This window comes from Sandarakinorhabdus sp., from assembly GCF_051860625.1.
Classification (GTDB): Bacteria; Pseudomonadota; Alphaproteobacteria; order Sphingomonadales; family Sphingomonadaceae; genus Sandarakinorhabdus.
The window spans coordinates 165398-190437 of the sequence record NZ_JBHYDQ010000005.1 but is presented as its reverse complement, the minus strand read 5'-3'; the positions used below and the strand labels follow the sequence as shown (position 1 = coordinate 190437).

Here is a 25040-nt window from a genome sequence, read left to right as displayed (position 1 = left end):
TGGCAGGCCGGGTGCCGCTGTTCAATCCCCATCCTCCTCCTCACGCCCGACCAGCGCCAGCGCGCGCGCCTTGCGCTGGTGCAGCGCGCACCAATGCACCAGCGCCTCCTCGCGGCCGTGGGTTACCCAGACTTCTTGTGGGTTCAGTTCGGTGATGGTATCGGTCAGCTCCTGCCAGTCGGCATGGTCGGAAATCACCAGCGGCAATTCGATGCCGCGCTGCACGGCGCGCTGGCGCACGCGCATCCAGCCCGACGCCATTGCCGTGATCGGATCGGGCAGGCGCCGGCTCCAATGATCGGCCAACGCGGATGGCGGCGCGATGATGATATGGCCTTTCAGCGCATCGCCCTTCAACGTGCCGACGGGCCGCAGATCACCCAATGCGATGCCATGCGCCTGATAGAGATTGCACAGCGCCACCATCGCGCCGTGCAGATAGATGGGTGCATCATGGCCGGCGCGGCGCAGCTCGGCGATCACCCGCTGCGCCTTGCCCAGCGCGTAGGCACCCACCGCCACGCAGCGATCAGGATTGGCGGCCAGCGCAGCCAGAAGTTTTTCTATCTCATCGGCAGTGTCGGGATGACGAAAGACCGGCAGACCGAACGTGGCTTCGGTGATGAAGATGTCGCAGGGCAGCGCCTCAAACGGTGCGCATGTCGGGTCGGCGCGGCGCTTGTAGTCGCCGGACACGATGATGCGCGTGCCGCCCCGTTCCAGCACCACCTGCGCCGATCCCATCACATGACCGGCCGGCAGCAGCTGCATTGAAATGCCATCGCCCAGTTCGATGCGCTCGCCATAGGCCAGCGCCTGCCCGCCCGGCTGCGGGCCAAAGCGCAGCGCAATGATGCTGAGCGTCTCGTCGGTGGCCAGCACCTTGCCATGCCCGGCGCGGGCATGATCGGCATGGCCATGGGTGATGATGGCGCGATTGACGCCGCGGGATGGATCGATCCAGGCATCGATACCGGGCAGATAGAGCCCGGCCGGCAGCGGCTGGATCCAGATGGGATCAGCCATCGAACGGGTCCACCACGGCGACATCCAGACCACGAAAATCGGCCGTGTTGCGAGTGACGATGCCGATGCGGTTGGCCAGGGCGATGCCGGCGATCATGGTGTCGCGAAAATCGACCGGTCGGCCGATCGCTCGCCGCTGTGCGGACAGCAGCGCGGCGCGCTCGGCTGCTGCGTGATCAAACGGCAGGACCCGTCCGACAAAGCGTTCAGCCAGCAAGGTCGCAAAGCGCGTTTCAAGACCGTTGCGTCGCTGGCCAAACGGCAAGGCCGCCAGACCTTGCCGGATTTCCATCACTGTCACGGCGTTGTTGAACAGATTGTCACTGCGCTGCCGATCGATCCAGCGGGCCACGTTTTCGTTGCAGGGCACCCGCATCAATTCGGAAATGATGTTGGTATCGAGCAGCCAACGCGACACCAAAGCCGGCTCAATCAAATTCCGCAGGCCGGATGGTTTGGCCCTTCCATTCCTGAATAGGTTCTTCCAATCCGCAATCAGCGAACAGCATTTGCATGTAGGTGGCGAGACCCGTCTCGGCCGGCGCCACCGCTTCAGCCAAGATCGCGCGCGCCTCTGCCTCCAGGCTGCGGCCATGTCGCGCGGCCCGGCGAGCAAGGCCCGCCTTCACATGCTCATCGAGATTACGGACCAGAATCTGCGCCATACACAGCCTGATATCATGATATCATCGATCTCGCAATTCGGCCAACCGGCCGCAGTTGGCCTAGCCGCTGGTTCGGCCGGCTGATACACATAGGGTCATGCACATGCGCCTGATCCTCATCGCCAGCCTCCCTCCGCTCACTGCCGCCCAGGCGGCGCCAACGGTAACGCCCGGCCAATGGGAAAGCCGCATGATTGTGGAAGAGATGGTGATGCCCGGTATGCCGCCGGGTGCGCTGGCCATGATGAAGGACCGGCCGACCACGACGCAATATTGCCTGACCCCGCAAGAGGCGGAAGCTGACCCGAAGAAAATGCTGAACGCCGACAAGAGCTGCAAGCTGGACCGTTTCAGCATGGACGCCGGCACCATTGATGCACAGATGCAGTGCAAGACGGAACAAGGCCCGGCCACGATGACCATGACCGGGCGCTATACGGCCACCAGCTACGACATGACCTCGCGCATGGTCGCCGGCCCGATGACGATGGTCAGTCGGGTCACTGCGCGGCGGCTGGGCCCCTGCAAATAACGCCGGCGCTGCGTCTGCCTGCGCTGCTGTCAGGGTTGCCGCCCGTGATCGCGGGCTGGTTTGCGGCCCGCGGCTGGCAGGTGCGCGACCATCAACTGGCGATGATCGATGCCGCGGTGCGCGGTCGTCATGCGCTGCTGACGGCGCCGACCGGGGCGGGCAAGACGCTTGCGGGCTTCCTGCCGACCTTGGCGGACTTGGCCACCAATCCGCATGAGGGCCTCCACACACTGTATATCTCGCCGCTGAAGGCGCTGGCGGTGGATGTGCAGCGCAATCTGATCAATCCCATTGACGAGATGGGCCTGGATATCACGGTCGAAACCCGCACCGGCGACACGCCGTCGGATCGCAAGGCCCGCCAGAAAGTGCGTCCGCCGCAGATCCTGCTGACCACGCCGGAAAGCCTCGCCATCCTGCTTTCCGCGCCCGAAGCCGCCACGATGATGGCCGGCGTGAAGCGTGTGATCATCGATGAAATCCACGCTTTCGGCACCACCAAGCGCGGTGATCAGCTGTCCCTGTGTCTGGCCCGCCTGCAACGGCTGGCGCCGGCGCTGCAGCGCGTCGGCCTGTCGGCCACCATTGCCGATCCGGAAAGCTGGGCGGGTTGGCTGGCGCCCGATGCCGATGCCGATCAGGTGGAGATTGTCCGCGCGGCTGGCGGTGCAGCGCCCGCAATCGACATATTGGTGATCGACGATCGCATCCCCTGGGCTGGCCATAATGGCCGCTGGGCGGCGCGCGCCGTGATGCAGCGCATCGAGCAGGCGCGGCTGGCCATTGTCTTCGTCAACACGCGGGCGGTTGCCGAACTGGTGTTTCGCGATTTGTGGGCGGAAAATGACCAGGCGCTGCCGATCGGTATCCATCACGGCAGCCTGGCACCCGAAGCCCGCCGCAAGGTGGAGGCGGCGATGGCCGCTGGCCGGCTGCGCGGAATCGTCGCCACCGCCAGCCTCGATCTCGGCCTGGATTGGGGCGATGTCGATCTCGTCATCCAGATGGGCGCGCCAAAGGGGGCGTCGCGCTTGCTGCAGCGCACCGGCCGCGCCAATCATCGCATGGACGAAGCCAGCCATTGCCTGATCGTGCCTGGCAACCGGTTTGAATATCTGGAGGCGTTGGCGGCCCGCGATGCCGTGCAGGCCGGTGAGCTTGATCCCGATGGTTTCCGCCCTGGCGCGCTGGATGTGCTGGCGCAGCATGTCGTCGGCTGTGCCGCGGCCGGGCCGTTCGATCCAACCGCGCTGTACAATGAAGTGAAAGGCGCGGCGCCCTATGCGGGCCTGACCCGTGACAGTTTCGATGCCGTGCTGAACTATGCCGCCACCGGTGGTTATGCGCTGAAGGCCTATGAACGCTACCAGCGGCTGATTACCCAGCCCGATGGCCGCGTACGACTGCGATCGGCCGCCTTGGCCCGGCAATGGCGGATGAACAGCGGCACCATCGTGGAGGCCGTCGCGATGAATGTCGTGTTCGGGACCGGGAAAGGGCGGGGCGGGCGGCGGCTGGGTCAGGTCGAGGAATATTTCGCCGGGCAGTTGCTGGTGGGGGACAGTTTCATGTTTGCCGGCCAGGTGCTGGAAGTCACGGGCTTCGAAGGCGCCGATGTGCATGTGCGGATGGGGCGTGGTTCCCCCAAGGTGCCGGTCTATGCCGGTGGGCGCATGCCGATGACGACACGGCTGGCGATGCGGGTGCGCGGGCTGATGAATGCGCAAGCGCGCTGGCGGGAGATGCCGGGCGATGTGCGCGAATGGCTGGCCATCCAGGCCCGCGTCTCGCGGTTGCCGGGGCTGGACGATGTGCTGGTGGAAACCTTCGAGCGCGACGGCCGCTGGTATCTGATTGCCTATGGCTTTGCCGGCCATGCCGCCCACCAGACGCTGGGCATGTTGATCACCCAGCGCATGGAGCGTGCCGGGCTGAAGCCGCTTGGCTTTGTCGCCTCGGACTATGCCATGGCCTGCTGGAGCCTTGACCCGGTCGATGATCCGCGGCCGCTGTTTGACCCGACGGTGCTGGAAGATGAGCTGGCGGCCTGGCTTGCCGCCTCGCCCTTCCTGCGCCGGGCGTTTCGCGAGGTCGCCATCATCGGCGGCCTGATCGAGCGCACCCAGCCCGGTGTGGTGAAAAGCGGCAAGGCGATGAGCGTGTCGTCCGATCTCATCTATGATGTGCTGCGCAAGCATGAGCCCGACCATCTGCTGCTCGCCGCCGCCTGGACCGATGCGCGCGGCAAGTTGACCGACATCGATCGGCTGGCGGCGCTGCTGGATCAGGCGCATTCGAACCTGACCCACATGCGCCTGAACCGGGTGTCGCCACTGGCGGTGCCGTCCCTGCTGACCATCGGCCGCGAACGCGTGGGCGAGAGCGCTGATTCGGCGTTGCTGCTGGAGGCCGAAGCGCTGATTGCCGAGGCGATGCGAGTCGACTAACCGCAACGTCGATGAGCACCCCCGACACCGCTTTCTTCGGTCACCCACGCGGCCTGGGCTTCCTGGCCTTCACCCAGGCCTGGGAGCGATTCTCTTTCTATGGGATGCAGGCGCTGCTGCCGCTTTATCTGGTCAGCCATCTGCTGCAGCCCGAAGTGGCGGCAAATGTCGCCGGCCTCGCGGCCCTGCGCGCCGGGGTCGAGGCGCTCACCGGGCCGCTGACCACCACGGCCTTTGCCGCGCAATTGTTCGGACTTTACATCGGCCTGTTCAACATCGCGCCGCTGGCGCTGGGCTGGCTGGCCGATGGCTTTTACGGGCAGCGCCGGCTGGTGCTGGCGGGGCTGCTGCTGATGTCGGCCGGGCATTTCGCCATGGCCTTCGAAGCCTTGTTCCTGCCGGCGCTTGTGCTGTTGCTGCTCGGCGGCGGCTGCCTGAAAGGCAATCTCTATGCCCAAGTCGGCATGCTCTATGGCGCCGGCGATGATCGGCGCACCCGGGCCTATGCGATCCACCTGATGGCGCTGAATGTCGGGTCGATCCTGGCGCCGCTGATCTGCGGCACGCTGGGGGAACTTGTCGGCTGGCACTGGGGCTTTGCCGCGGCCGGCGTGGGCATGCTGCTGGGGCTGATCATCTATATGGTCGGCACGCGTCATCTGCCGGCCGACCGTATCAGTCGGGCCGTCAGACCCGGCCCCGCCACCGCCCGCCCCCCAACCGCCCGCCCGGCATCAACGCGCGACGGTGCTGCGGTCACTGCGATCGTGCTGATGCTGGTGCCGTTCACCGTGGTCTATGCCGGTGCGATGCAGGCCTATAATCTGCTGCTGGTCTGGGCGCAGGACGCCATGGACCGGGATGTCGCCGGCTTCATGGTGCCGGTCACCTGGCTGCTTACCTATGATGGGTTGATGACCATCGTCGGTATTTTCCTGGCCCTGAAACTCTGGAGCCGGCTGGGCCGGCGCGAACCCGATGCCATGACCAAGCTTGCGGTGGCCGGCCTGCTGGTGGCGGCAGCCTGGACCATGCTGGCGCTGGTCACCACGGCCGCCGGCGCGGCGCCGGTGCCGATCCTGCTCGTGCTCGCCTTCTTTGCCTTGCTTGATCTCTCCTATGGCTGGCTCGATCCGCCGGCCAACAGCTTTGTATCGGTCCATGCCCCCTCGCGGTTGGCCAGCACGCTGATGAGTCTGAACATCGCGGCCTTTGGCGCGGCCAACATTGCATCGGGTTGGCTGGGCCGTTTTCAGGAGCCGTTGGGGCCGGCCGGTTTCTGGTGGCTGATGGCGGCGGTGGGTGGCGGCGGCGCCCTGTTGGCGCTGGCGCTGCGGCCGCTGGTGCGGCGGCTGATTGGCGGATGACGCCACAGTTCGGGTTTGCCGGCGAGACCTTTACCCTGTTGGCCAGCGGCGCGCTGTGGTGGCCGGCCGCCGCGACCTTGTTCGTGGCCGATCTGCATCTGGAAAAGGCCAGCCATTTCGCCGCGCGCGGCTGGTTGCTGCCGCCGCATGCGACCGCTGAAACCCTGCAGCTTCTGATCAGCGCGGTGGAGCATACTTCGGCTCGGCGCATCGTGTGCCTGGGCGACAGTTTTCATGATCAGGACGGCCCGGAACGCCTGTTGCCCGAAGCCCGCCACGCCCTGGGCCTGATGACGCGCAATCTCGACTGGTGGTGGATCACCGGCAATCACGATGAAGATGCCGCTGCCAGCCTTGGCGGGCAGGTAATGGAAACGGCGCGGATTGGACCGTTGGTGTTGCGGCATGAGGCCGACCCGCTGGATGCCACGCCCGAGCTTTCCGGGCATTTTCACCCCAAGCTGGTGATCCGCCATCGCGGCCGCCACATCACCCGGCGCTGCGTCGCCGCCGGCCCGACCAAGCTGATCCTGCCCGCCTTCGGTGCCTTCACCGGCGGGCTGGAGGTGGGCGATCCCGCCATTCGCAACGCGCTGGTCGGCCCCGCCTGTGCGCTGGTGGTGGAGGGGGAGCGGGTGCTGCGGTTTCCGATTTGATTGCGGCAGCGCGGAACCAACATGGCCTTATCGGGGTTTTTAACCGACTTGCCGAATGTTTAACCGAAGTTTTGCTTGACCAGCGCCATGCCATGGCAATGGTGCCGGCCAAGGAGAAGGGGCAGCAATGGCGATGCAACCAGTGAAGACCGCGGTATTTCCGGTGGGCGGGCAGGGCACGCGTTTCCTGCCGGCCACCAAGGCGGTGCCCAAGGAAATGCTGCCGGTGGTCGACAAGCCGTTGCTGCAGTATGCGGTGGACGAAGCATTGGCGGCTGGCATCGAACGGCTGGTGTTTGTGACCGCGCGCGGCAAGAGCGCGCTCGAGGATTATTTCGACATCGCCCGTGAATTGGTCGATTCGCTGCAGCGGCGCGGCAAGACGGCCGAACTCGCCGTGCTTGATGATACCCAGCTTGAACCGGGCCGTATCCTTTATGTGCGCCAGCAGGAGCCGGCGGGCCTGGGCCATGCCGTGTGGTGCGCGCGCCATGTGGTTGGGCGCGAAGCCTTTGCCGTGCTGTTGCCCGATGAACTGTTGTGGAGCCCCGCCAATCCAGCGCTGAAGGAAATGTGCGCTGCCTATGACCGGTTGGGCGGCAACATCATTTCTGTGCTGGAGGTGCCCGAGGAACATACGCATCGGTACGGTATCGTGTCACCAGGCACAGTCGATGGCCTGATTACCGAGGTTAAGGCCCTGGTGGAAAAGCCGGCGCAGGGCACGGCGCCGTCACGGCTGGCTGCCATCGGCCGCTATATCCTGCAGCCCGAAGTGATGGACGTGCTGGCCCATGGCAAGCGCGGCGCCGGCGGCGAGATTCAACTGACCGATGCAATGGCCGAAATGATCGGCGTGCAGCCCTTCCACGCGCTGACCTTCACGGGCACCCGCTTTGATTGCGGCGACAAGGCCGGGCATGTGATGGCCAATGTGGCGCTGGCACTGGAGCGCGACGATGTCGGCCCGGCCGTGCGGGCCTGGCTGAAGACGCAGAGCCTCTAGGCTTCCAGCTTGTCGAGGCGATAGCCAAAGCCATAGACGCTGCTCAGCCGCCAACCCTGGTCGGGCCGCAGCGCCAGGCGCTTGCGCACCTGGGCGACATGGGCGTCAAGTGTGCGGCTGCCGGGCTGGTCACCGCGGCCCCACACGCTGGTCATGATCTGATCACGCGACAAGGCCTGGCCGGCGTTGCGCATGAACAGCAAGGCGAGCGCGAATTCCTTGGCGGTCAGCAGCACCGGATGGCCACGCACCAGCACCTGGCAGGCGGCGCGATCGAATATCAATTTGCCGAATTGCTCCCGCGCCGCGCCCTGCACGCCGCGCCCGGCGGTGGCATCGGCGATGGCCTGTTCGATGCTGGCATCGCTCCACGGATCGGTGAGTAAGGCATCAGCCCCTTCGCCGATGGCACCTGGCGCATCGGCGCTGAGCATCAGAACCATCGCTGGCGGGTTGGCCTGGCGACCGCGCAGGCGGTGCATCAGCGCCACACCACACAGGTCTTGCCCGTCCCATCGCATCATCAGCACATCGAAATGTTCATGGGCCAAGGCCTCTGCCAAGGCGTCTCCCCCCGTGAAGGCCACTGGTCGATACCCGAAGCGCGCCAGCACGACTGACAAGGCGCCGGCCGCTGCCGGGTCATGATGCAAAATCCCGATCCTCATGGAATTCGAATGCGACCTTTCTTTCGTTAGGCCAGCGTTTACCAGCGCAAAGCTGCATTGAAAAGTGGGGAGATAACATCCCGTAGGTATAACTGATCAGGATCAGCATAAGTCAATCGCAATGTAATCGCCATCGGCATTTGAGCCGCGCTTTAACACAGTGTCGGCACGCGTAATGCCACTAACTGACGAATTGATCGTGTCGCTCTTGCTTCGCATGCAACCACCAATCGCAATGGTCCATTTTCCGCCGGCAGTGGCTGACCATCACAGCGATGGGCAAGCAGCGCCCGGCGATTGGCCAGCTTTGCATCAATTTCACCGAGCCAGAAAAGCGCACGATCGATATCGACCGGCTGAGCGATGATCAGCGTGATTTGTGCCACGTTGCACCGTGGATCGCGCTGCCGTGGCCATCCGCAACATTGACGAGGCGTGGATTCGCGATAGGGGAACGGGCATGACAGCCATGCCTCTCCAAGCGCCCGCCGCTCTGGCCGAATCACCTTTTGATGCCCGGCTGCTGCGCGATGCCTTTGGGTGTTTTGCCACCGGGGTCACCGTGGTCACCAGCCAGTCGCCCGACGGCCAACGGGTCGGGCTGACGGCCAACAGCTTCACCTCGGTCAGCCTTGATCCGCCCCTGCTGCTGTTCTGCCCGGCCAATGGCGCGTCGGCGCTGCCGGTGCTGCGCCAATCCGGGCGTTTTGCGATCAACATTCTCGATCTCGACGGACAGGCAGTGGCCAACCGTTTCACCCAGCGTGATCTCGATCGCTTCGGCGCGCACGATTGGCTGGATTGGGACGGGGTGCCGGTGCTTGCCACGGCAAAGGCGGCCTTTGCCTGCACGTTGCATGCCGATCATGATGGCGGTGATCATCGCATCATCGTCGGCCGCGTCGTCCGGCTGGCGCTCGACACCGCGCGGGAGCCGCTGCTGTATCTGCACGGCCGCTATCGCCGGGTGCATGTTGGCTGAACCGCCGACCTCCAGCCGGGAGGCGCCGGAAACCGCCGCCGAAACCGCGGCACTGGTCAAGGGTGGGCGCACCAGCTTTTTTGGCTATGTGCTGCGGCTGGCGGCGCGATTCCCGTTCCTGTTCATCGCCGGGCGGCTCTATGGTGCCGAGGCGCTGGGCCGCTTTGCCTATGCCACCATGGTTGTCGAGCTGGTGGCGATGCTGGCCACGCTGGGCCTGAAGCGCGGCCTGGCCGAAGACCTTGCGCGCCGTCCCGATGATCAGGCCGCCGCAATGGCCGATGCGCTGCTGGTGGCGCTGCTGGCCTCCCTGCTGGGCGCCGCCGTGCTGGTTGCGGTTCCCGAATTATTGTTCCCGGCCACCCGCCTGCATCCGCTCGATCGCTGGTTCGCGCTGATCATCCCGTTCATCGCGCTGGCCGATGTCGCGCTGGCGGGTCTGGCCTTTCACCACGACGTTGGCGCCACGGTGCGGGCGCGGTCGATCATCGAGCCGTGGATGCTGTCGATCGCTGCGCTGGCCCTGGCCTTCACCGCCTGGCAGGGCGACGGCATGCTGATCGCCTATCTGCTGTCGATGCTGGCGGCGTTTCTGGCGGCGTTGGCGCCCGCCGTACGGCGCTTTGGCTGGCCGACCGGCTGGCGGCCCGATCCGGCGCGGCTGTGGCGACTGGTGCGCCGCAACAGCCCGCTGGCCGGCGCCGACATCGCCGAATGGGGCGCGCGCCGGCTCGATATCTTCATCCTTGGCCGCTTTGCGTCGGCCGAGCTGGTCGGCATCTATTATGTGGCGCAGCAGATCGCGTCCCTGCCGCAGCGGCTGAAATCCAGTTTCGATCCCATTCTGGGCCCGGTGCTGACCCGCAATCTGGCGGTGAACAATCTGGCCAAGGTTGCGGCGCATATCCGCCAGATCAGCTTCTGGGTGGCCGCCGTGCAACTGGCGGCGGTGCTGTCGCTGGGCATGATCGGGCAAGCCGGCATGGGCCTGTTCGGCCCGGCCTTTGCCAGTGGATTCCTGGTGTTGACCGTGCTGCTGGCGGTCGAGCTGTTTGCCGCGCAGGCCGCCGTGGCCGAAGGGGCGCTGATCTATGTGGCGCGGGGCCGCAACCTGATGTGGTCCGCGATTGGCCTGGTGGTGCAGGCCGGCCTCACGCTGTGGCTGGTGACGCTGGAAGGGCCAGTGGGTGGTGCAGTGGGCGCGGCCCTGGCGCTGGCCATCGCGGCGTTGCTGCAATCCGTGGGCAAATCCCGGTTGCTGGCGGCAACGCTGGGCCATCCCGTCTCCGGCTGGCGCTGGTCGCTGCTGGCGGCGGCGCTGCCTGCGTTCGGCGTCGGTTTGCTGGTGTTGCGCACGCCGGAGCCCATCCAGCTCACCATCGGCTTTTTCGCCATCCTGGGCAGCTATGGCCTGGCGATCTGGACCCTGGGTTTTCGCGGCGCCGACCGCCTGTTGTTCGCCCGCGGCCTGAAGAAGCTGGAGGCCGATGCCGCCAATCTGCCGATGGCGCCGGTGCTGCCCCGCGATTAGCCGCGCTGGCGGCGCGGGCTGGCTTCAGACGAAGCTGTAGGGATCGACATCGATCACCACACGGACATTGCCGGGCAGCGGCACCCGCCCCAGCCAGTCGCGCAGGATTGCCGGCAGCGGCAGTTCGCGCCGTGCCTGCACCAGGATGCGATGCCGGTGCCGCCCGCGCAGCATCGCCATGGTTGCTGGCGCCGGGCCGAGCACAAGCAGGCCCTCGCGCCGCGGGGCGGCTGCACCAAGGGCTTCGGCGGCGGATCGGGCCGCATCGGGACTTTCCGAACTGATGATCAGGGCCGCCAGCCGGCCGAACGGCGGCTGGCCCAGATCGCGGCGGGCGGCGATTTCGGCGGCGAAGAAGGCGGCGGCGTCGCCCTTGCCCAGCGCCTGCATCAGCGCGGCCTGCGGCTGGTGGGTCTGGATCAGCACGCGGCCCGGCTTGGCGCCGCGTCCGGCGCGTCCCGATGCCTGCACGATCTGTTGCCAACTGCGTTCGCCGGCGCGCAGATCGCCGCCCTGCAGCCCCAGATCGGCATCAACCACGCCGACCAGCGTCAGATCGGGAAAATGATAGCCCTTGGTCACCATCTGGGTGCCGATGATGATGTCGATCTCGCGGGCCTCCACCGCATTCACCAGCGCCGCGGCACGGGCCGGGCTGGTGATGGTGTCGCTGGTCACCACCGCAGTGCGCGCATCGGGCCAGGTGCGGCGCACTTCTTCGGCGATGCGTTCCACGCCGGGGCCGCAGGCGACCAGATGATCGGTCTCGCCGCAGTCCGGGCAGCGTTCGGGCACCGGCGATTGGTGGCCGCAATGGTGGCAGGCCAGCCGGCGCGACAGGCGATGCTCGACCATCCAGGCCGTGCAATTGGGGCACTGGATGCGGTGGCCACAATTTCGGCACAGGGTCAGCGGGGCATAGCCGCGGCGGTTGAGGAACAGCAGGGATTGTTCCTGGCGTGCCAGCGTCTCGGTGATCGCCGCGACCAGCACCGGCGACAGCCAGGTGCCGCGTGTCGGCGGGTGGCGGGTCATGTCCACCAATTTCACGTCTGGCAGTTCGGCGCCGCCAAAGCGGCTGGGCAGCAGCAGATGGGCATAGATGCCGCGGCTGGCCAGCACCTGGGTTTCGATGGCGGGCGTCGCGGTGGCCAGCACCACCGGCAGGCTCTCCATCCGTCCGCGCATCACGGCCACGTCGCGGGCGTGATAATGCACGCCTTCTTCCTGCTTGAAGCTGGCTTCATGGGCTTCATCGACGATGATGCAGCGCAGATTGGCATAGGGCAGGAACAGCGCCGAGCGCGCGCCGACCACCACCCGCGCCCGGCCATCGGCAATGGCGGCCCAGGCGGCGCGGCGTTCGCTGGTCTTGAGGTCGCTGTGCCAGGCCAGCGGCGGGCAGCCAAAGCGCGCCGCAAAGCGATCCAGCCACGGCGCGGTCAGCGCGATTTCCGGCACCAGCACCAGCACCTGGCCACCGTCGCGGATGGCTTGTGCCACCGCTTCGAAATAGACTTCGGTCTTGCCAGACCCGGTGACGCCTTCCAGCAGGAACGGAGCTTCCTTGCGGGCCTTGACGGCGGCGACCAGCGTGTCCGCTACCCTGTGCTGATCGTCCGAAAGCAGCGGCGTGGCATGATCGGGATCGGGCACGGGTGGGCTGGAATCGCCGGACACGCGCTCTGCCACCAGCGTGCCGGCCGTCACCAGACCGCGGATCACCGCTTCGGAGACGCCGGCCATGCGCGCCAAATCGCGGGCGCTTCCCTGCCTGCCTTCGAGTTTTTCAAGCGCCTTGGCGCGTTCCGGCGTCAGTCGCTTCGGCACCGGCCCACCGAGCTTGTACTCGGTGAATTCGCGTGGGTTGAGAAACGCCACCGACGGCCAGGCCATGCGCACCACCGAAAGCGGGCTGGCGACATAATAATCCGCCGTCCAGTCGATCAGCCGGCGCAGGGGCTCGGCCAGCGGCGGCAGATCCAGCTTTGCTGCCACGGGCCGCAGCTTGTTGGCCGGCACGTCCGGCGCGGCCAATGCTTCGGTATCCCACACCACGCCGATGACGCGGCGCGGGCCGAGCGGCACCTCCACGGCATCGCCGGCCTCAAGCGCCATGCCGGCCGGCACGGCATAGTCCAGCGCGCCCAGCCCGTGCTGGAAGGGGATGACGCGGACACGAGAGGCAGGCGGATTCACCCCCGACAGATAGGCAAGTCTGCCCCGCCATGCTAGGCGCGCGCCACTTGTTGAAGAGGCCCCGCAATGATCCCGCGTTATTCCCGCCCCGAAATGGTCGCCCTGTGGGAACCGGAAAGCCGGTTCCGCATCTGGTTCGAGATCGAAGCGCATGCCACCCAGAAACTCGCCGATCTGGGCGTGGTGCCGCAAAGCGCCGCCAAGGCGCTGTGGGACTGGTGGGCGACGGGTCCCACCATCGATGTCGCCGCGATCGACGCGATCGAGGCCGTGACCAAGCATGACGTGATCGCCTTCCTCGATTGGGTGGCGAGCCAAGTCGGGCCGGAAGCGCGCTTCATGCACCAGGGCATGACCAGCAGCGATGTGCTGGATACCTGCCTCGCCGTGCAGCTCGCCCGCGCCACGGACCTGTTGCTGGCCGATCTCGATGCATTGCTGGCGGCCATCAAGCGCCGGGCGCTGGAGCATAAATTCACCCCCACCATGGGCCGCAGCCATGGCATCCATGCCGAACCGACGACCTTTGGCGTGAAACTGGCGCAGGCTTATGCCGAATTTGCCCGCAACCGCGTGCGGCTGCTGGCAGCACGCGCCGATATCGCCACCTGCGCGATTTCGGGCGCGGTCGGCACCTTTGCCAATATCGATCCGCGGGTGGAGGCGCATGTCGCCGAGCAGATGGGCCTCGCCATCGAGCCGGTGTCCACCCAGGTCATCCCGCGCGATCGCCACGCCATGTTCTTCGCGACGCTGGGCGTCATCGCCAGCAGCATCGAGCGGTTGGCGACGGAAATCCGCCACCTGCAGCGCACCGAAGTGCTGGAGGCGGAGGAATATTTCAGCCCCGGCCAGAAGGGCAGCAGTGCCATGCCGCACAAGCGCAACCCGGTGCTGACCGAAAATCTCACCGGCCTCGCCCGCATGGTGCGCTCCGCCGTCACCCCGGCGCTGGAGAATGTCGCGCTGTGGCACGAACGCGACATCAGCCACAGCAGCGTGGAACGGATGATCGGCCCGGATGCCACCATCACGCTGGATTTCGCCTTGGCCCGGCTGACGCAGGTGGTGGACAAATTGCTGATCTATCCTGAGCGCATGGCGAAGAATCTGAACCGGATGGGCGGCCTGATTCATTCGCAGCGCATCCTGCTGGCCCTGACCCAGGCCGGCGTGACCCGCGACGATGCCTATCGCCTCGTCCAGCGCAACGCCATGAAGGTTTGGGAGGCTGACGGTGCCCTGTCGCTGCTCGATCTGCTGAAGGCCGATGGCGACGTGACTGCGCATCTGCCCGATGCCGAGCTCGATGGCCTGTTCGACCTTGGCTATCATTTCGCCCATGTCGACACGATCTTTGCGCGGGTGTTCGGGGCATAGGGGCCATGGTGATCCGGGGCCATATTTTCGGGGAACGATCATGATCAAGGCTGATATCGGGTTGGATAGCTGGTTCAGCCGGCGGGTGCTGCAAACACCGGACCGGCCAGCGCTGAGCTTTGAAGGCAGTACGCGCAGCTATCGCGAGATGGGCGACGCCATCAAACGCTTGGCGACGGCGCTGAAAGCCGGCGGCATCTGCCGTGGCGACCGCGTCGGCTTCCTCGGGTTCAACAATCCGCTCTATTTCGATCTGTTGTTTGCCGCCGCCCGGCTGGGCGCCATCTTCGTGCCGCTGAACTTCCGCCTCACCGGGCCGGAACTTGATTACATCATCAATGATGCCGGGGTCCACACGCTGGTCGTGGACGGACCGCACCGCCCGGTGATCGACAGCGTGCGCGACAGCCTGTGTTGCCGGCGCTATCTGTCGGCCGACGGGCCGGCAGACGGCTGGCAGCCGATCAGCGATTTCGTCGGCGATGCGGCACCACTGGCCGATCGTGTCGAGACTGCGGACGATGACGTGGCGGTGATCATGTACACCTCCGGCACGACCGGCCGGCCCAAGGGTGCGATGCTCACCCACGGCAATTTCTGGTGGGCCAACATCAACGGTGCGCTGGGGGCCGATATCTCCGAAAAGGACGTGAGCCTGGTGATGGCGCCGCTGTTCCATATCGGTGGCCTCAACGTCACGCCGTTGAGCTGCTGGCAGAAGGGCGGCCATGTCGTGTTGCACCGCGCTTTCGATCCGGCGCGGTTCATCGCGGATGTGCGCAGTTATCGCGTCACCACCACCTTTGCGGTGCCGGCGATGCTGCTGTTTGTTGCCCAGCAACCGGATTTCGAAGCGGCCGATCTGTCCAGTCTGCGCGTCATCATGTGTGGCGGCGCGCCGGTGCCAGAGCCATTGCTGAGGCTCTACAACGCGCGCGGCATTCCGTTGAACCAGGGTTATGGCCTCACCGAAACCGCGCCTTCGGGCACCTATCTTGGGCCCGATTTCGCTCTGGCCAAGCTTGGTTCGGCCGGCAAGCCGATGTTCTTTGTCGATCTGCGCGTCGTCGCCGAAGATGGCCGCACGCCGCTCGGCCCGAACGAACGCGGCGAAGTGATCATGCGCGGCCCCAACATCATGCGCGGATACTGGAACAAGCCCGAGGCCACGGCAGCCGCCATCGATGCCGAAGGCTGGTTCCATAGCGGCGACATCGGTTATCTGGATGACGACGGCTTACTGTATATCTGCGACCGGCTGAAAGACATGATCATCAGCGGCGGCGAGAATATCTACCCGGCCGAAGTGGAAGCCGTGATCTATGATCATCCCGCAATCGCCGAAGTGGCGATCTTTGGCGAACCCAATGAAAAATGGGGTGAAAGCGTAACCGCAGTAGCCGCGCTGAAGCCGGGCGAGACGCTGGATATCGAAAGCCTGCGCGCCTGGGCCACGCAGCGGCTGGCCCGCTACAAATTGCCGAGCCGGCTGGAAATCGTGCCGGCGCTGCCCCGCAACCCGGCGGGCAAGGTGCTGAAATTCGAACTGCGGGACCGCTTCCGGCGCTGATACAGCGCGCAAGCGCCTATCGGGGCGGACTGACCGCCGCCGGCAGATCGCGGCCCCATTTCGCGAACGCCGCCTTCACATCCGCCCGCGCCTTCAACGCGCGCAGATCAGCGCGGCTGCGGCGGCCGGGCAGTTCGGCATGATCGGCAATCAGGAAGGGCTGCAGCTCGAACAAGGCCTCGCTGCGCTTGTCGGGATCATCGAGGCGCTTGATGATGGCGCGCGCCGCATCATCGTTGCGGCCAACGCACAGCATCGCCTGGAAATAGGCATCATCGTTGCGATCGGGCGCCGCCAGCAATGGCGCCAAGGCGGTGGTTGCCGCCGTACTGTCGCCCTGGCGATGGCGGGCGCAGGCCCGCACAGCCGCCAGATACAGCTTGCCGAAGTCGTTCATATCCTTGCCCATCTTGCGCTCGGCAACATCGGCTGCGGCCAGGGCGGCGTCGGCGCGCCCGGCCTGATCGGCGAGCAGGGCATGGTTGATCAGCAAGCCGGTCAGGCTCGGGCGATCCTTGGTATCCAGGCTCGCCGCCGTGGTGTACCGCGCCAGCCCGGCATCGACCTGGCCGAGATCGACGAGCAATTGTGCCGCCAGATTGACCAACCACAGGCCATTGTCGGGCAATTTGGCCATGTCTTCCGTGGTCTTGGCGGTGTCGGCCAGTGCCAGCGCCTCTTTTTCCTTCGATGCGATGTTCAGCGCCTGGGCATGGCCGAGCCGGGCGATGACATTTTCTGGCGCGGCATCGAGCGCGGCCTTGCTGGCCGTCAGATAGGCGGCATCGGCTTTATCGGCGCCCGGCCCCAGCCGCGCCTCGAGGGCCGGCCACAGCGATTGATAGCGCCGATCGATGGCCAACCGCACCAGGCTGACCGGGTTGAGCAGTTTCTCGATGAACGGCTGCGCTTCATCGAGCCGGCCCCGGGTGGCGAGCCCGGTAATCACCTGCAGCTTCAGCCAGTCGCCGGCCGCCACGGTTTCATCCTTCGGCGCATAATTTGCCCCGACCAGCGTGTAGGCCAGATCGAATTTCAGATTGGGGTCGGTGGTGCCCACCAACACCTGGCTGACCAGCTCGGCCGGCAATTGCTGCAGCCATTTCGGATCGGATACCGCCATCAATTGAAGCGTCTGGCCGGCCGCTGGCACATCGCCAGTGATGGCGCGCAGCACGAACAATTGCCGCAGCAGCAGCAAGGTGGGGTTCATGGTGGCATCGGCGGCAAATTCGATGGCGGCGCGGGCTTCCGGGATCTTGCCCTGGCGGGCCAGCGCAAAGCTGCGCAAGGCCTCCACCTGGCCGCGGTCGGCGGGCAGATCGGCTTGGGCGAGCAGGGCATCGAGCAGGCTGAGCGCCGCTTCGGTCTCGTTGTCGTCGATCAGGCCGGCCGCTTGCGCCAGGCGTTCTTCGCGCGCCATTTCCATGGCCAGGCTGCTGGTCGGTCCGGTGGTTGGCGGGGTGGTGGGTGCTGCGGCAACAAGCAGAACGGCCAGCGGTGCCAGCAAAATGGCCGGTTTGAAGATATGCGTCATGCGTCCACAGTAACTTGATATCTGGTTTTGGGGAGAGGGTCATGTCGGCACAGGTGGAATTCTTCTTCGATTGCTCGTCCCCATGGACCTATCTGGGGTTCGAGGCGCTGGTGGCGGCGGCGCGCGAGGATGGCTTTGGAATCGTGTGGCGGCCGTTTCTGGTCGGCGGGGTGTTCAACACGGTGAACCCCAGCGTGTATGAAATGCGCGCCAAGCCGGTGGTGCCCAAGGCGCGATATTTCACCAAGGATCTGCACGACTGGATCCGCCGTTCGGGCCTCGCCATCAAATGGACGCCCAGCATCTTCCCGGTGAACAGCGCGCGGGCGATGCGGCTGTGCCTGGTCGCGGACGATGCCGGCGTGTGTGAAGCAGTGGCCCGGCGCATCTTCCAGCTTTACTGGGGCGAGGACCGCGACATTGCGCAAGCCGATGTGCTGGCCGAGGCGGCAGCGGCGGGCGGGCTGGGGGCGGACGCGCTGGAACAGGCCGATTCGCCGGAATTGAAAGCACGGTTGCGCGCCAACACCGACGAACTGATCGCGCGTGGCGGCTTCGGCAGCCCGACCTTCTATGTGGGCGGGGACGACATGTATTTCGGGCAGGACCGCGTGGTGCTGGTGCGGGAGGCGGTGCGGGGGATGGCATCGACAAAATGAGGAAGGGCCTCCGCCCCGGATCAAGTCCATGACGTGGCAACGGCCGCGGACCCTGGACCCGTTTGCCTCCAGGCGTCCGCTATGGCGCGCCTGCGTTCGATTTTTCAAAGAGCAGATAATCTCAACCACGGCCTGCGCGCTTGGGGCAAAGTGCGAATTCGCCGACCGGTTTTGACACAGTTGACGAATCCGGCGGGATTCAGCGTTGTTTTCATTGTCCATGTTGGTTTTGCGACAGACCAGCAGACAATGCCATGATGACACGCTTTGCGCGTGTAGGACAGGCCGGCACCTGCTTGTCAGCTTGTGCTGCAGGCCAGAGGGGCATGTCAGGAAGGGGGTGGGGAGCGGCGTGGCTGCGTTGGGGACGCTGATCCGGCGAAGCAGTCGTTCACGCGTCCAGAGCTATCCGGCGGCTTTGCGCGCCTGGTTTCTGCCGTTCGGAGAGGAGTAGGACGATCCTGAAAGCGGTCCTGCTTTGTGATAGCAATCAGATATTATATCAAAGCTTGCTGGCATTCACCCATGAGCCCATTTGCGCAGTCGGATGGACATGGTGCGCCAGTGTTTAAGCACAGACGCGGTGCGCGGGCTTGGCCAGTTCAGGCGTGCAGGTTGTGCTCAAAATCCCGTTCCAGCGGGCCAGGAATATCCAGATGCCCTTCCACTTCACGCTCGTCTTCGAGCGGGGGATTGAAGGGGTAGCGCCAGAATTTGAGCGTTTCCTGCGTCGCAGCCGTCATGGTGCCGAACCAGAAATTGATAAACGGGTTCCACATGGCGAAGGGGTTGAAAAACCCGTAAGGTTCTTTTTCCGACATCTGTTTCCGGCTCCATCGACGAACGTTCGATCCCTTGGCAACCGCGACCTTAACAATCGTTAAATCGGCAATCAGATCCTGCAATGAGGCAGCGATAATATGTCACTGCGGCTTTGTTTCGGCAAGGCTGTTTCGGTCTCAGCAACGTAAGCGAGGGGTTGCTTGGACATGGGTGGGTTCGCGTCATTCCTGGCCAAAACCCGTCGTTCAGCGCCTGACCCCGTGTCGAGCACGGGGTGACGGGTGTTTTTTTGGCAGACGCTTGCCCGTACTGCAGGCTGCAATCGGGCTTGAACCCGGCGCCTGATTCACACTGCGCAGACAGGCCGGCTTGACTCCGCCGCGCCACTGGCTGCAACGTGAACAAAAGTGGAACACGTTGTCGAAGTGAGTCGCGCCCTTGCCCCCTGTTGCCCGCCTGGTGCCACCTGCGCCTGTTGCTGTTCCGGCCGTTGCCGGTCGGCTGGCGCTGGATTCCGGGCAACTGGATGCCGTGTTGGGCGGCGGAGTGGTGCTGGCGGGCTGTCACGAGATTTATGGGCCGGGCGCGACGGCGCTGGGGTTGATGCTGGCGCTGGCCTGCCCGCGGGCCGGCCCGATCCTGTGGGTGGCGGATGCGTACAGCGACGACGGCAGGCTCCACGGCGCCGGGCTGGCCGAGCTGGGCGGCGATCCGGGGCGGCTGTGGCTGGTGGCCGCCGGCGGGGTGGTGCCGATGCTGCGCGCCGCGGCGGAGGCGCAGCGCTGCGGCGCGCTGGCCTGTGTGGTGATCGAGGCCGGCAGCGCGGCAGCGGTGGACCTGACCGTGACGCGGCGCCTGCAACTGGCGGCGGCGGCTTCGGGGGTGTTCACGCTGTTGCTGCGCGCTGGCCCGCCACGGCCATCGGCGGCGCTGACGCGCTGGCGGGTGCAAGCCAAGCCGTCGCGGCGGCTGGCGGCGGGGGCACCGGGGCCGCCGCGGCTGGCGCTCACGCTGGAACGCCAGCGCGGCGGGCCGGCCGATATTGCCCTGTTACTGGAGTGGGATCGTGACCGTTGCAGCTTTATCGTGCCCGAAAGCCGAACCCCGATCACCCGCGACGCCGCCAGCCCCATCGGCGCTGCCTTTGCCAGGTACCCGGCGCATATTGGCACTCGCCCTCCCCTGGTTGCCGGCCGAGCGGCTGGTGCGAGCAGGTGCAACGCCGCCTGATGCGCCGCTGGCGCTGGTCGCCAATGATCGCGGCCGGCAGGTGATACGCGCGGTCAATGCTGCTGCGCTGGATGAAGGGATCGTGCCCGGCCTGGCGCTGGCCGATGCGCGGGCGCGGCTGCCGGATTTGCGGGCGCTCCCGCATGATCCGGGCGGCGATGCGGCGTGCATGGATTGGCTGGCGCAGGGGGCCACGCGCTGGTCGCCGATGGTGGCGGCGCGGCCGCCTTATGGCCTGGTGATCGACATCAGCGGCTGCGCGCAGTTGTTCGGCGGCGAGGCCAGCCTGGTATCGGATGTGGTCACGCGGCTGCACCGGCTGGGCTTCAGCGCACAACCGGCGTTGGCGGCGACGCCGGCCGCCGCGCTGGCGCTGGCGCGGTTCGGCGGGACCCGCGTGAGCGAGTTGCCGCTGGCGGCGCTGTCTGATCTGGAGCCGGTGCAGATCGGCTTGCGCCGCGCCGGCTTGCGCTGTGTCGGCGATGTGGCGCGCCTGTCGCGGGCGGCGGTCGCCTCGCGCTTTGGTGAAGCGCTGCTGGCGGCATTGGATGCCCTTACCGAGGCAGTGCCGGAGCCGCTCGATCCGCTGCTGCCGCAAGCCGACGTGCTGGCCGAACAACGCTTTGCCAGCCCGATCGTGCAACAGGATGCGGTGCGGGTGGCGCTGGAGCGGTTGTTGCGGCGTTGTGCGGCGCAGATGGGGGCGCTTGGGGTGGGCGGCCGGCATTTTGCGCTGGCCCTGTATCGCAGCGACGGCCATGTCGCGCGCCTGGCGGTGGATACGGCCGAACCGCAGCGTGACGCGCGGGCCGTGCTGCGGCTGTTCGATGAGCGGATTGCAGCGCTGAACGATCCGCTCGATCCCGGTTTCGGCTATGATCTGTTGCGGCTCAGCGTTCCGGTCACGGCGCGGCTGGACGAATCGCAGCTTGGGCTGGATGGCGGCGCGCTGGCGGAAACCCAGTTGAACGAACTGGTCGATCGGCTGACGGCGCGGCTGGGGCGGGGCCGCTTGCGCCGGCCGGTGGCGGCCGAGACGCATATCCCCGAACAGGCGAGTTTCCTGGGTGCGCTGGCGGATTGCCCGGCCGCCGCCTGGCCTTCACCGGTGCCGGGCGAACCACCCACCCGCCCGATCCGCCTGTTCGATCCGCCGCAACCGATCGAAGTGCTTGCCGAAGTGCCCGATGGCCCGCCACGCCGCTTCCGCTGGCGCCGCCAGGTGCATGATGTGACGGCACAGGAAGGCCCGGAACGCATCGCGGCCGAATGGTGGCAGCGCAAGGATGGCGCCGGGCTGACGCGGGATTATTGGCGGGTGGAGGATGCGAATGGCCGGCGGTTCTGGCTATTCCGTCATGGGCTGTATGAACGCGAAACGGCGGCGCCGCGCTGGTATCTGCATGGTTTGTTTGCATGATGCCGCCAGTTGCCGGCTTTGCCGAGCTGGCGGCGGCAACCCATTATTCGTTCCTGGATGGCGCCTCCAGCCCGGCCGAGATGGTGGCGGCGGCCGTGGCGCTGGGCCATGCCGGCATCGGCATTGCCGACACCAACAGCGTGGCTGGCGTGGTGCGCGCCCATGTGGCGGTGCGGGATCTGGCCGAAGCCGCGCAGGAGGCCGGCACCGAACTGCCACCCTTCAAGCTTGCCGTGGGGGCGCGGCTGGTTTTTGCTGATGGCACGCCCGATGTGATCGCCTATCCGGCGCATCGGCGCGGCTGGGGGCAGCTGACCCGGCTGCTCACCACCGGCAATCGCCGCGCCGAAAAGGGCGGGTGCATCCTGCATCTCGCCGATCTGATCGAACATGCCGATGGCCTGTTGTTGATCGCCATGCCGCCGCAGCCCGGCCAGCAGGCACGGTTGGCCGAGCTGGCGCGTGCCTGCCCCGGCCGGCTGTGGCAGGGGGCGGTGATGTGGGGGCTGGGGGCGGATCGGCGGCGGCTGGCGGCGCTGGCCGGGGTGGCGGATGCGCAGGGGCTGCCGCTGCTGGCGCTGAATGCGCCGCTTTATGCGACGCCGGCGCAGCGCCCGCTGCATGATGTGATCCGCTGCATCAAATTGGGCTGCACCTTGCAGGCGGCCGGCACGCAGTTGCTGGCCAATGCGGAAGCGCACCTGAAATCCGCCGCCGACATGGCGCGGTTGTTCCGCGATCGCCCCGATGCCCTGGCCGAGCCGGCGCGGCTGTTGTCGCGCATCGATTTCAACCTGGATCAGTTGCGATACGAATATCCCAATGAGCCGGTGCCGCCGGGATATTCGCCGCAGGGCTGGCTGGAGACGCTGACCCTGCAAAAGGCACGGGAACGCTGGCCCGATGGCATAGCGCCCAGGATGCTGGCCCTGCTTGCGGAGGAATTCCGCATCATCGCCAAGGCTGGCTATGCGCCTTACTTCCTGACCGTGCACGATATCGTGCAGTTTGCGCAAAGCCGCGGCATCCTGTGCCAGGGGCGCGGCAGTGCGGCGAACAGTGCGGTGTGCTTCGTGCTCGGCATCACCGCGGTCGATCCGTCGGTCCACAACCTGCTGTTTTCGCGGTTCATTTCCGAAGAGCGCAAGGAACCGCCCGATATCGATGTCGATTTCGAGCATGAGCGGCGTGAGGAGGTGATGCAGTGGATTTATGAGCGATACGGCCGGGAACGCGCCGGCATCGCCGCCACCGTGATCCATTACCGGCCACGCAGCGCCGTGCGTGAGGTCGGCAAGGTGCTGGGGATGACCGAGGATCTGACCAGCCGGCTGTCGAGCACGGTGTGGGGCAGTTTTTCCAATCAGATGGAGCGCGAGCGCTTTGCCGAAAGCGGGCTCGATCCCGACAGCCCGGAGATTGCCCGGCTGTCGGGCCTGGTCGGGCAGATCATGGGCATGCCGCGCCATCTGTCCCAGCATGTCGGCGGTTTCGTGCTGACCGAAGGCCGGCTGGATGAACTGGTGCCGATCCACAATGCCGCCATGGCCGACCGCACCTTCATCGAATGGGACAAGGACGATATCGACGCGCTCGGCCTGATGAAGGTCGATGTGCTGGCGCTGGGCATGTTGAGTTGCATCCGGCGGGCGTTCGACATGATCGAGACGCAGGTGGGCCCCCGTTACACGCTCGACAATGTGCCGGGCGATGCGCCTGATGTGTATGCGATGCTGCAAAAGGGCGATTCCATCGGTGTGTTCCAGGTCGAAAGCCGCGCACAGATGAACATGCTGCCGCGGCTGAAGCCGGCGGAATTTTATGATCTGGTGATTCAGGTGGCCATCGTGCGGCCGGGGCCGATCCAGGGCGACATGGTCCACCCCTATCTGCGGCGCCGGCAGGGGCGTGAGGCGGTGCATTACCCCAGCCCCGGCCCGCCGCATGACCCCGATGAGCTGAAAATGGTGCTCGGCAAGACGCTGGGGGTGCCTTTGTTCCAGGAACAGGCGATGAAACTGGCGATCACCGCGGCGAGTTTCACGCCCGCCGAAGCCAACCGCCTGCGCCGGTCGATGGCGACGTTCCGCAACAAGGGCGGCATGGAATTTTTCGAAGCCAAGATGATCGATGGGATGGTCTCGCGCGGATATGAGGAAGATTTCGCGCGGCGGTGTTTCAATCAGATCAAGGGGTTCGGCAGTTACGGCTTTCCGGAAAGCCACGCGATTGCCTTTGCCCGGCTGGTGTGGGTGTCGGCCTATCTGAAATGCCGATACCCGGCGGTGTTTGCCGCCGCGCTGCTGAATGCGCAGCCAATGGGGTTTTACGCGCCGGCGCAGATCGTGCGGGATGCGGCGGAGCATGGCGTGGCGGTGAGCGGCGTGGATGTGAATTTCAGTGGGTGGGATTGTTCGTTGGAGACCTTCCCCACCCCCAGCCCCTCCCCTGAAGGGGAGGGGAGACGTTTGCGCCCGGCCCCTCATGCTCCCCTCCCCTTCAGGGGAGGGGCCGGGGGTGGGGAAGCGCGTGCCGACCCCCTCCTGTCCCTGCGCCTCGGCCTGCGTCAGATCACCGGCTTCCGCGAAGAATGGGCCGCCGCCATCGCCGCCGCCCGGCCGATCCGCTGCCTGGAGGATCTCGCCCGCGCCGGCCTGCCCGCCCGCGCGTTGAAATTGCTCGCCGATGCCGATGCCTGTGCGTCGCTGGGCCTTAGCCGCCGCGATGCCGGCTGGCAGGCGCTGCGCACGCCGACGGAGAGCCTGCCGCTGTTCGCCGCCGCCGATGCCAGCGATCTGGGTGTTGAAGCGGAGGCCGATCTGCCGCTGATGGCGCCCGGCGAGGAGGTGGCCGCCGATTATCAGGTGCTGCGGCTCAGCCTGCGCGCCCACCCGATGGCGCTATTGCGGCCGTGGTTTCCCGGCGTGATGAGCGCGGCGCAGTTCAATGTGGCGCGGAACGGCCGGCGCGCGACGGTGGCCGGCGTGGTGCTGGTGCGGCAGCGGCCGGGCGGCGGCAATGCGATCTTCATCACGCTGGAGGATGAAAGCGGCGTGGTGAATGTGGTGGTGTGGGCGCGCCTGTTCGAACGCTATCGCCGCGCCATCATGGCCAGCCGCCTGATGCAGGTGGACGGCGAAGTGCAGCGCAGCCCCGAAGGCGTGATGCACCTGATGGCCACAAGCATCACCGATATGAGCGCGGTATTGGACCGCCTGTCGGACGCGCACGACGCCACCCCGGCACTGGCGCGGGCCAGCGAGGATCTGGTGCACGGACCGACGAGCCGCAAACCGCCGCCGCCAAAAAACCCGCGCGGCAGCCACCCGCGTGACGTGCGCATCCTGCCGCGCAGCCGGGATTTTCATTGATGGGCAGACGC

General features: G+C 66.2%; 21 protein-coding genes. 13 read left to right on the top strand and 8 right to left on the bottom strand.

Annotated elements, in window-relative coordinates:
* Nucleotides 1-21: 21 nt before the first annotated feature.
* The 3 genes from ACTIEZ_RS07040 to ACTIEZ_RS07030 are packed head-to-tail and all read right to left on the bottom strand — an operon-like array spanning nt 22 to nt 1691.
* Nucleotides 22-1026, bottom strand: coding sequence for a ligase-associated DNA damage response exonuclease (locus ACTIEZ_RS07040; protein ID WP_439545951.1), 1005 nt, complete (start codon nt 1024-1026; stop codon nt 22-24).
* Nucleotides 1019-1444 (bottom strand): type II toxin-antitoxin system VapC family toxin, encoded by a 426-nt coding sequence (locus ACTIEZ_RS07035; protein ID WP_439545950.1) that lies wholly within the window; start codon nt 1442-1444, stop codon nt 1019-1021. The genes ACTIEZ_RS07040 and ACTIEZ_RS07035 overlap by 8 nt, the downstream gene beginning before the upstream one ends.
* Before the next feature lie 10 nt (nt 1445-1454).
* A complete protein-coding gene (locus ACTIEZ_RS07030; protein ID WP_439545949.1) occupies nt 1455-1691 on the bottom strand; it encodes a FitA-like ribbon-helix-helix domain-containing protein in 237 nt (78 codons plus the stop codon).
* A gap of 103 nt (nt 1692-1794) precedes the next feature.
* On the opposite strand from ACTIEZ_RS07030, the gene ACTIEZ_RS07025 reads away from it, so the two are divergent.
* The 5 genes from ACTIEZ_RS07025 to ACTIEZ_RS07005 all read left to right on the top strand — a co-directional run bounded on the left by ACTIEZ_RS07025 (nt 1795) and on the right by ACTIEZ_RS07005 (nt 7699).
* Nucleotides 1795-2223 (top strand): DUF3617 domain-containing protein, encoded by a 429-nt coding sequence (locus ACTIEZ_RS07025; RefSeq protein WP_439545948.1) that lies wholly within the window; start codon nt 1795-1797, stop codon nt 2221-2223.
* Between the two features lie 44 nt (nt 2224-2267).
* Complete coding sequence (locus ACTIEZ_RS07020; protein WP_439545947.1) at nt 2268-4670, top strand: ligase-associated DNA damage response DEXH box helicase; 2403 nt, start codon at nt 2268-2270, stop codon at nt 4668-4670.
* 11 nt (nt 4671-4681) lie between these two features.
* Nucleotides 4682-6037 carry a POT-type proton-dependent oligopeptide transporter gene (locus ACTIEZ_RS07015; protein WP_439545946.1) on the top strand — a complete coding sequence of 452 codons (1356 nt, stop codon included), beginning with the start codon at nt 4682-4684 and terminating at the stop codon, nt 6035-6037.
* Nucleotides 6034-6693 (top strand): ligase-associated DNA damage response endonuclease PdeM, encoded by a 660-nt coding sequence (pdeM, locus tag ACTIEZ_RS07010; RefSeq protein ID WP_439545945.1) that lies wholly within the window; start codon nt 6034-6036, stop codon nt 6691-6693. The genes ACTIEZ_RS07015 and pdeM overlap by 4 nt, the downstream gene beginning before the upstream one ends.
* A 133-nt stretch (nt 6694-6826) precedes the next feature.
* Nucleotides 6827-7699 carry a UTP--glucose-1-phosphate uridylyltransferase gene (locus ACTIEZ_RS07005; protein ID WP_439545966.1) on the top strand — a complete coding sequence of 291 codons (873 nt, stop codon included), beginning with the start codon at nt 6827-6829 and terminating at the stop codon, nt 7697-7699.
* On the opposite strand, the gene ACTIEZ_RS07000 is transcribed toward ACTIEZ_RS07005, so the two are convergent.
* Together ACTIEZ_RS07000 and ACTIEZ_RS06995 are read right to left on the bottom strand one after the other, a co-directional pair.
* The gene (locus tag ACTIEZ_RS07000) at nt 7696-8262 is read right to left on the bottom strand and encodes a winged helix-turn-helix transcriptional regulator (RefSeq protein WP_439545944.1); all 567 of its coding nucleotides are present in this window, start codon (nt 8260-8262) and stop codon (nt 7696-7698) included. The two genes, ACTIEZ_RS07005 and ACTIEZ_RS07000, sit on opposite strands and share 4 nt — an antisense overlap.
* A 257-nt stretch (nt 8263-8519) precedes the next feature.
* On the bottom strand, nt 8520-8753 hold the full coding sequence (locus tag ACTIEZ_RS06995) for a hypothetical protein (protein WP_439545943.1): 234 nt from the start codon (nt 8751-8753) through the stop codon (nt 8520-8522).
* 74 nt (nt 8754-8827) lie between these two features.
* On the opposite strand from ACTIEZ_RS06995, the gene ACTIEZ_RS06990 reads away from it, so the two are divergent.
* Together ACTIEZ_RS06990 and ACTIEZ_RS06985 are read left to right on the top strand one after the other, a co-directional pair.
* On the top strand, nt 8828-9349 hold the full coding sequence (locus ACTIEZ_RS06990; RefSeq protein ID WP_439545942.1) for a flavin reductase family protein: 522 nt from the start codon (nt 8828-8830) through the stop codon (nt 9347-9349).
* A complete protein-coding gene (locus tag ACTIEZ_RS06985; protein ID WP_439545941.1) occupies nt 9339-10880 on the top strand; it encodes a lipopolysaccharide biosynthesis protein in 1542 nt (513 codons plus the stop codon). The genes ACTIEZ_RS06990 and ACTIEZ_RS06985 overlap by 11 nt, the downstream gene beginning before the upstream one ends.
* Before the next feature lie 24 nt (nt 10881-10904).
* Here ACTIEZ_RS06985 and ACTIEZ_RS06980 read toward each other — a convergent pair whose 3' ends face one another.
* Complete coding sequence (locus ACTIEZ_RS06980; RefSeq protein WP_439545940.1) at nt 10905-13079, bottom strand: primosomal protein N'; 2175 nt, start codon at nt 13077-13079, stop codon at nt 10905-10907.
* A gap of 66 nt (nt 13080-13145) precedes the next feature.
* Between ACTIEZ_RS06980 and purB the strand changes: the two genes are divergently transcribed.
* The gene (purB, locus tag ACTIEZ_RS06975; protein WP_439545939.1) at nt 13146-14459 is read left to right on the top strand and encodes an adenylosuccinate lyase; all 1314 of its coding nucleotides are present in this window, start codon (nt 13146-13148) and stop codon (nt 14457-14459) included.
* 40 nt (nt 14460-14499) lie between these two features.
* On the top strand, nt 14500-16029 hold the full coding sequence (locus ACTIEZ_RS06970; RefSeq protein WP_439545938.1) for an acyl-CoA synthetase: 1530 nt from the start codon (nt 14500-14502) through the stop codon (nt 16027-16029).
* Between the two features lie 16 nt (nt 16030-16045).
* Here ACTIEZ_RS06970 and ACTIEZ_RS06965 read toward each other — a convergent pair whose 3' ends face one another.
* The gene (locus ACTIEZ_RS06965; protein ID WP_439545937.1) at nt 16046-17566 is read right to left on the bottom strand and encodes a hypothetical protein; all 1521 of its coding nucleotides are present in this window, start codon (nt 17564-17566) and stop codon (nt 16046-16048) included.
* Nucleotides 17567-17607: 41 nt separating this feature from the next.
* Between ACTIEZ_RS06965 and ACTIEZ_RS06960 the strand changes: the two genes are divergently transcribed.
* On the top strand, nt 17608-18225 hold the full coding sequence (locus ACTIEZ_RS06960; RefSeq protein ID WP_439545936.1) for a 2-hydroxychromene-2-carboxylate isomerase: 618 nt from the start codon (nt 17608-17610) through the stop codon (nt 18223-18225).
* A gap of 602 nt (nt 18226-18827) precedes the next feature.
* On the opposite strand, the gene ACTIEZ_RS06955 is transcribed toward ACTIEZ_RS06960, so the two are convergent.
* A complete protein-coding gene (locus ACTIEZ_RS06955) occupies nt 18828-19130 on the bottom strand; it encodes a hypothetical protein (protein WP_439545935.1) in 303 nt (100 codons plus the stop codon).
* Nucleotides 19131-19467: 337 nt separating this feature from the next.
* On the opposite strand from ACTIEZ_RS06955, the gene ACTIEZ_RS06950 reads away from it, so the two are divergent.
* Genes ACTIEZ_RS06950 through ACTIEZ_RS06940 form a run of 3 tightly spaced genes read left to right on the top strand, consistent with a single transcriptional unit; the run spans nt 19468 to nt 25029 of the window.
* Entirely contained in the window at nt 19468-20238 is a 771-nt protein-coding gene (locus ACTIEZ_RS06950; RefSeq protein WP_439545934.1) for an ImuA family protein, read from the top strand.
* Nucleotides 20174-21658, top strand: coding sequence for a Y-family DNA polymerase (locus tag ACTIEZ_RS06945; RefSeq protein WP_439545933.1), 1485 nt, complete (start codon nt 20174-20176; stop codon nt 21656-21658). Before ACTIEZ_RS06950 ends, ACTIEZ_RS06945 begins: the two co-directional genes overlap by 65 nt.
* Nucleotides 21655-25029, top strand: coding sequence for an error-prone DNA polymerase (locus ACTIEZ_RS06940; RefSeq protein ID WP_439545932.1), 3375 nt, complete (start codon nt 21655-21657; stop codon nt 25027-25029). Before ACTIEZ_RS06945 ends, ACTIEZ_RS06940 begins: the two co-directional genes overlap by 4 nt.
* Nucleotides 25030-25040: the final 11 nt, after the last annotated feature.

What these genes read in the sequence shown, in the direction of transcription:
- ACTIEZ_RS07030 (WP_439545949.1), bottom strand. Translation starts at nt 1,691, where the DNA reads ATGGCGCAGATTCTGGTCCGTAATCTCGATGAGCATGTGAAGGCGGGC.
- ACTIEZ_RS06985 (WP_439545941.1), top strand. Translation starts at nt 9,339, where the DNA reads ATGTTGGCTGAACCGCCGACCTCCAGCCGGGAGGCGCCGGAAACCGCC.
- pdeM (WP_439545945.1), top strand. Translation starts at nt 6,034, where the DNA reads ATGACGCCACAGTTCGGGTTTGCCGGCGAGACCTTTACCCTGTTGGCC.
- ACTIEZ_RS06970 (WP_439545938.1), top strand. Translation starts at nt 14,500, where the DNA reads ATGATCAAGGCTGATATCGGGTTGGATAGCTGGTTCAGCCGGCGGGTG.
- ACTIEZ_RS07005 (WP_439545966.1), top strand. Translation starts at nt 6,827, where the DNA reads ATGCAACCAGTGAAGACCGCGGTATTTCCGGTGGGCGGGCAGGGCACG.
- ACTIEZ_RS06940 (WP_439545932.1), top strand. Translation starts at nt 21,655, where the DNA reads ATGATGCCGCCAGTTGCCGGCTTTGCCGAGCTGGCGGCGGCAACCCAT.
- ACTIEZ_RS07025 (WP_439545948.1), top strand. Translation starts at nt 1,795, where the DNA reads ATGCGCCTGATCCTCATCGCCAGCCTCCCTCCGCTCACTGCCGCCCAG.
- ACTIEZ_RS06990 (WP_439545942.1), top strand. Translation starts at nt 8,828, where the DNA reads ATGACAGCCATGCCTCTCCAAGCGCCCGCCGCTCTGGCCGAATCACCT.
- ACTIEZ_RS07015 (WP_439545946.1), top strand. Translation starts at nt 4,682, where the DNA reads ATGAGCACCCCCGACACCGCTTTCTTCGGTCACCCACGCGGCCTGGGC.
- ACTIEZ_RS06960 (WP_439545936.1), top strand. Translation starts at nt 17,608, where the DNA reads ATGTCGGCACAGGTGGAATTCTTCTTCGATTGCTCGTCCCCATGGACC.
- ACTIEZ_RS07040 (WP_439545951.1), bottom strand. Translation starts at nt 1,026, where the DNA reads ATGGCTGATCCCATCTGGATCCAGCCGCTGCCGGCCGGGCTCTATCTG.
- purB (WP_439545939.1), top strand. Translation starts at nt 13,146, where the DNA reads ATGATCCCGCGTTATTCCCGCCCCGAAATGGTCGCCCTGTGGGAACCG.
- ACTIEZ_RS06965 (WP_439545937.1), bottom strand. Translation starts at nt 17,566, where the DNA reads ATGACGCATATCTTCAAACCGGCCATTTTGCTGGCACCGCTGGCCGTT.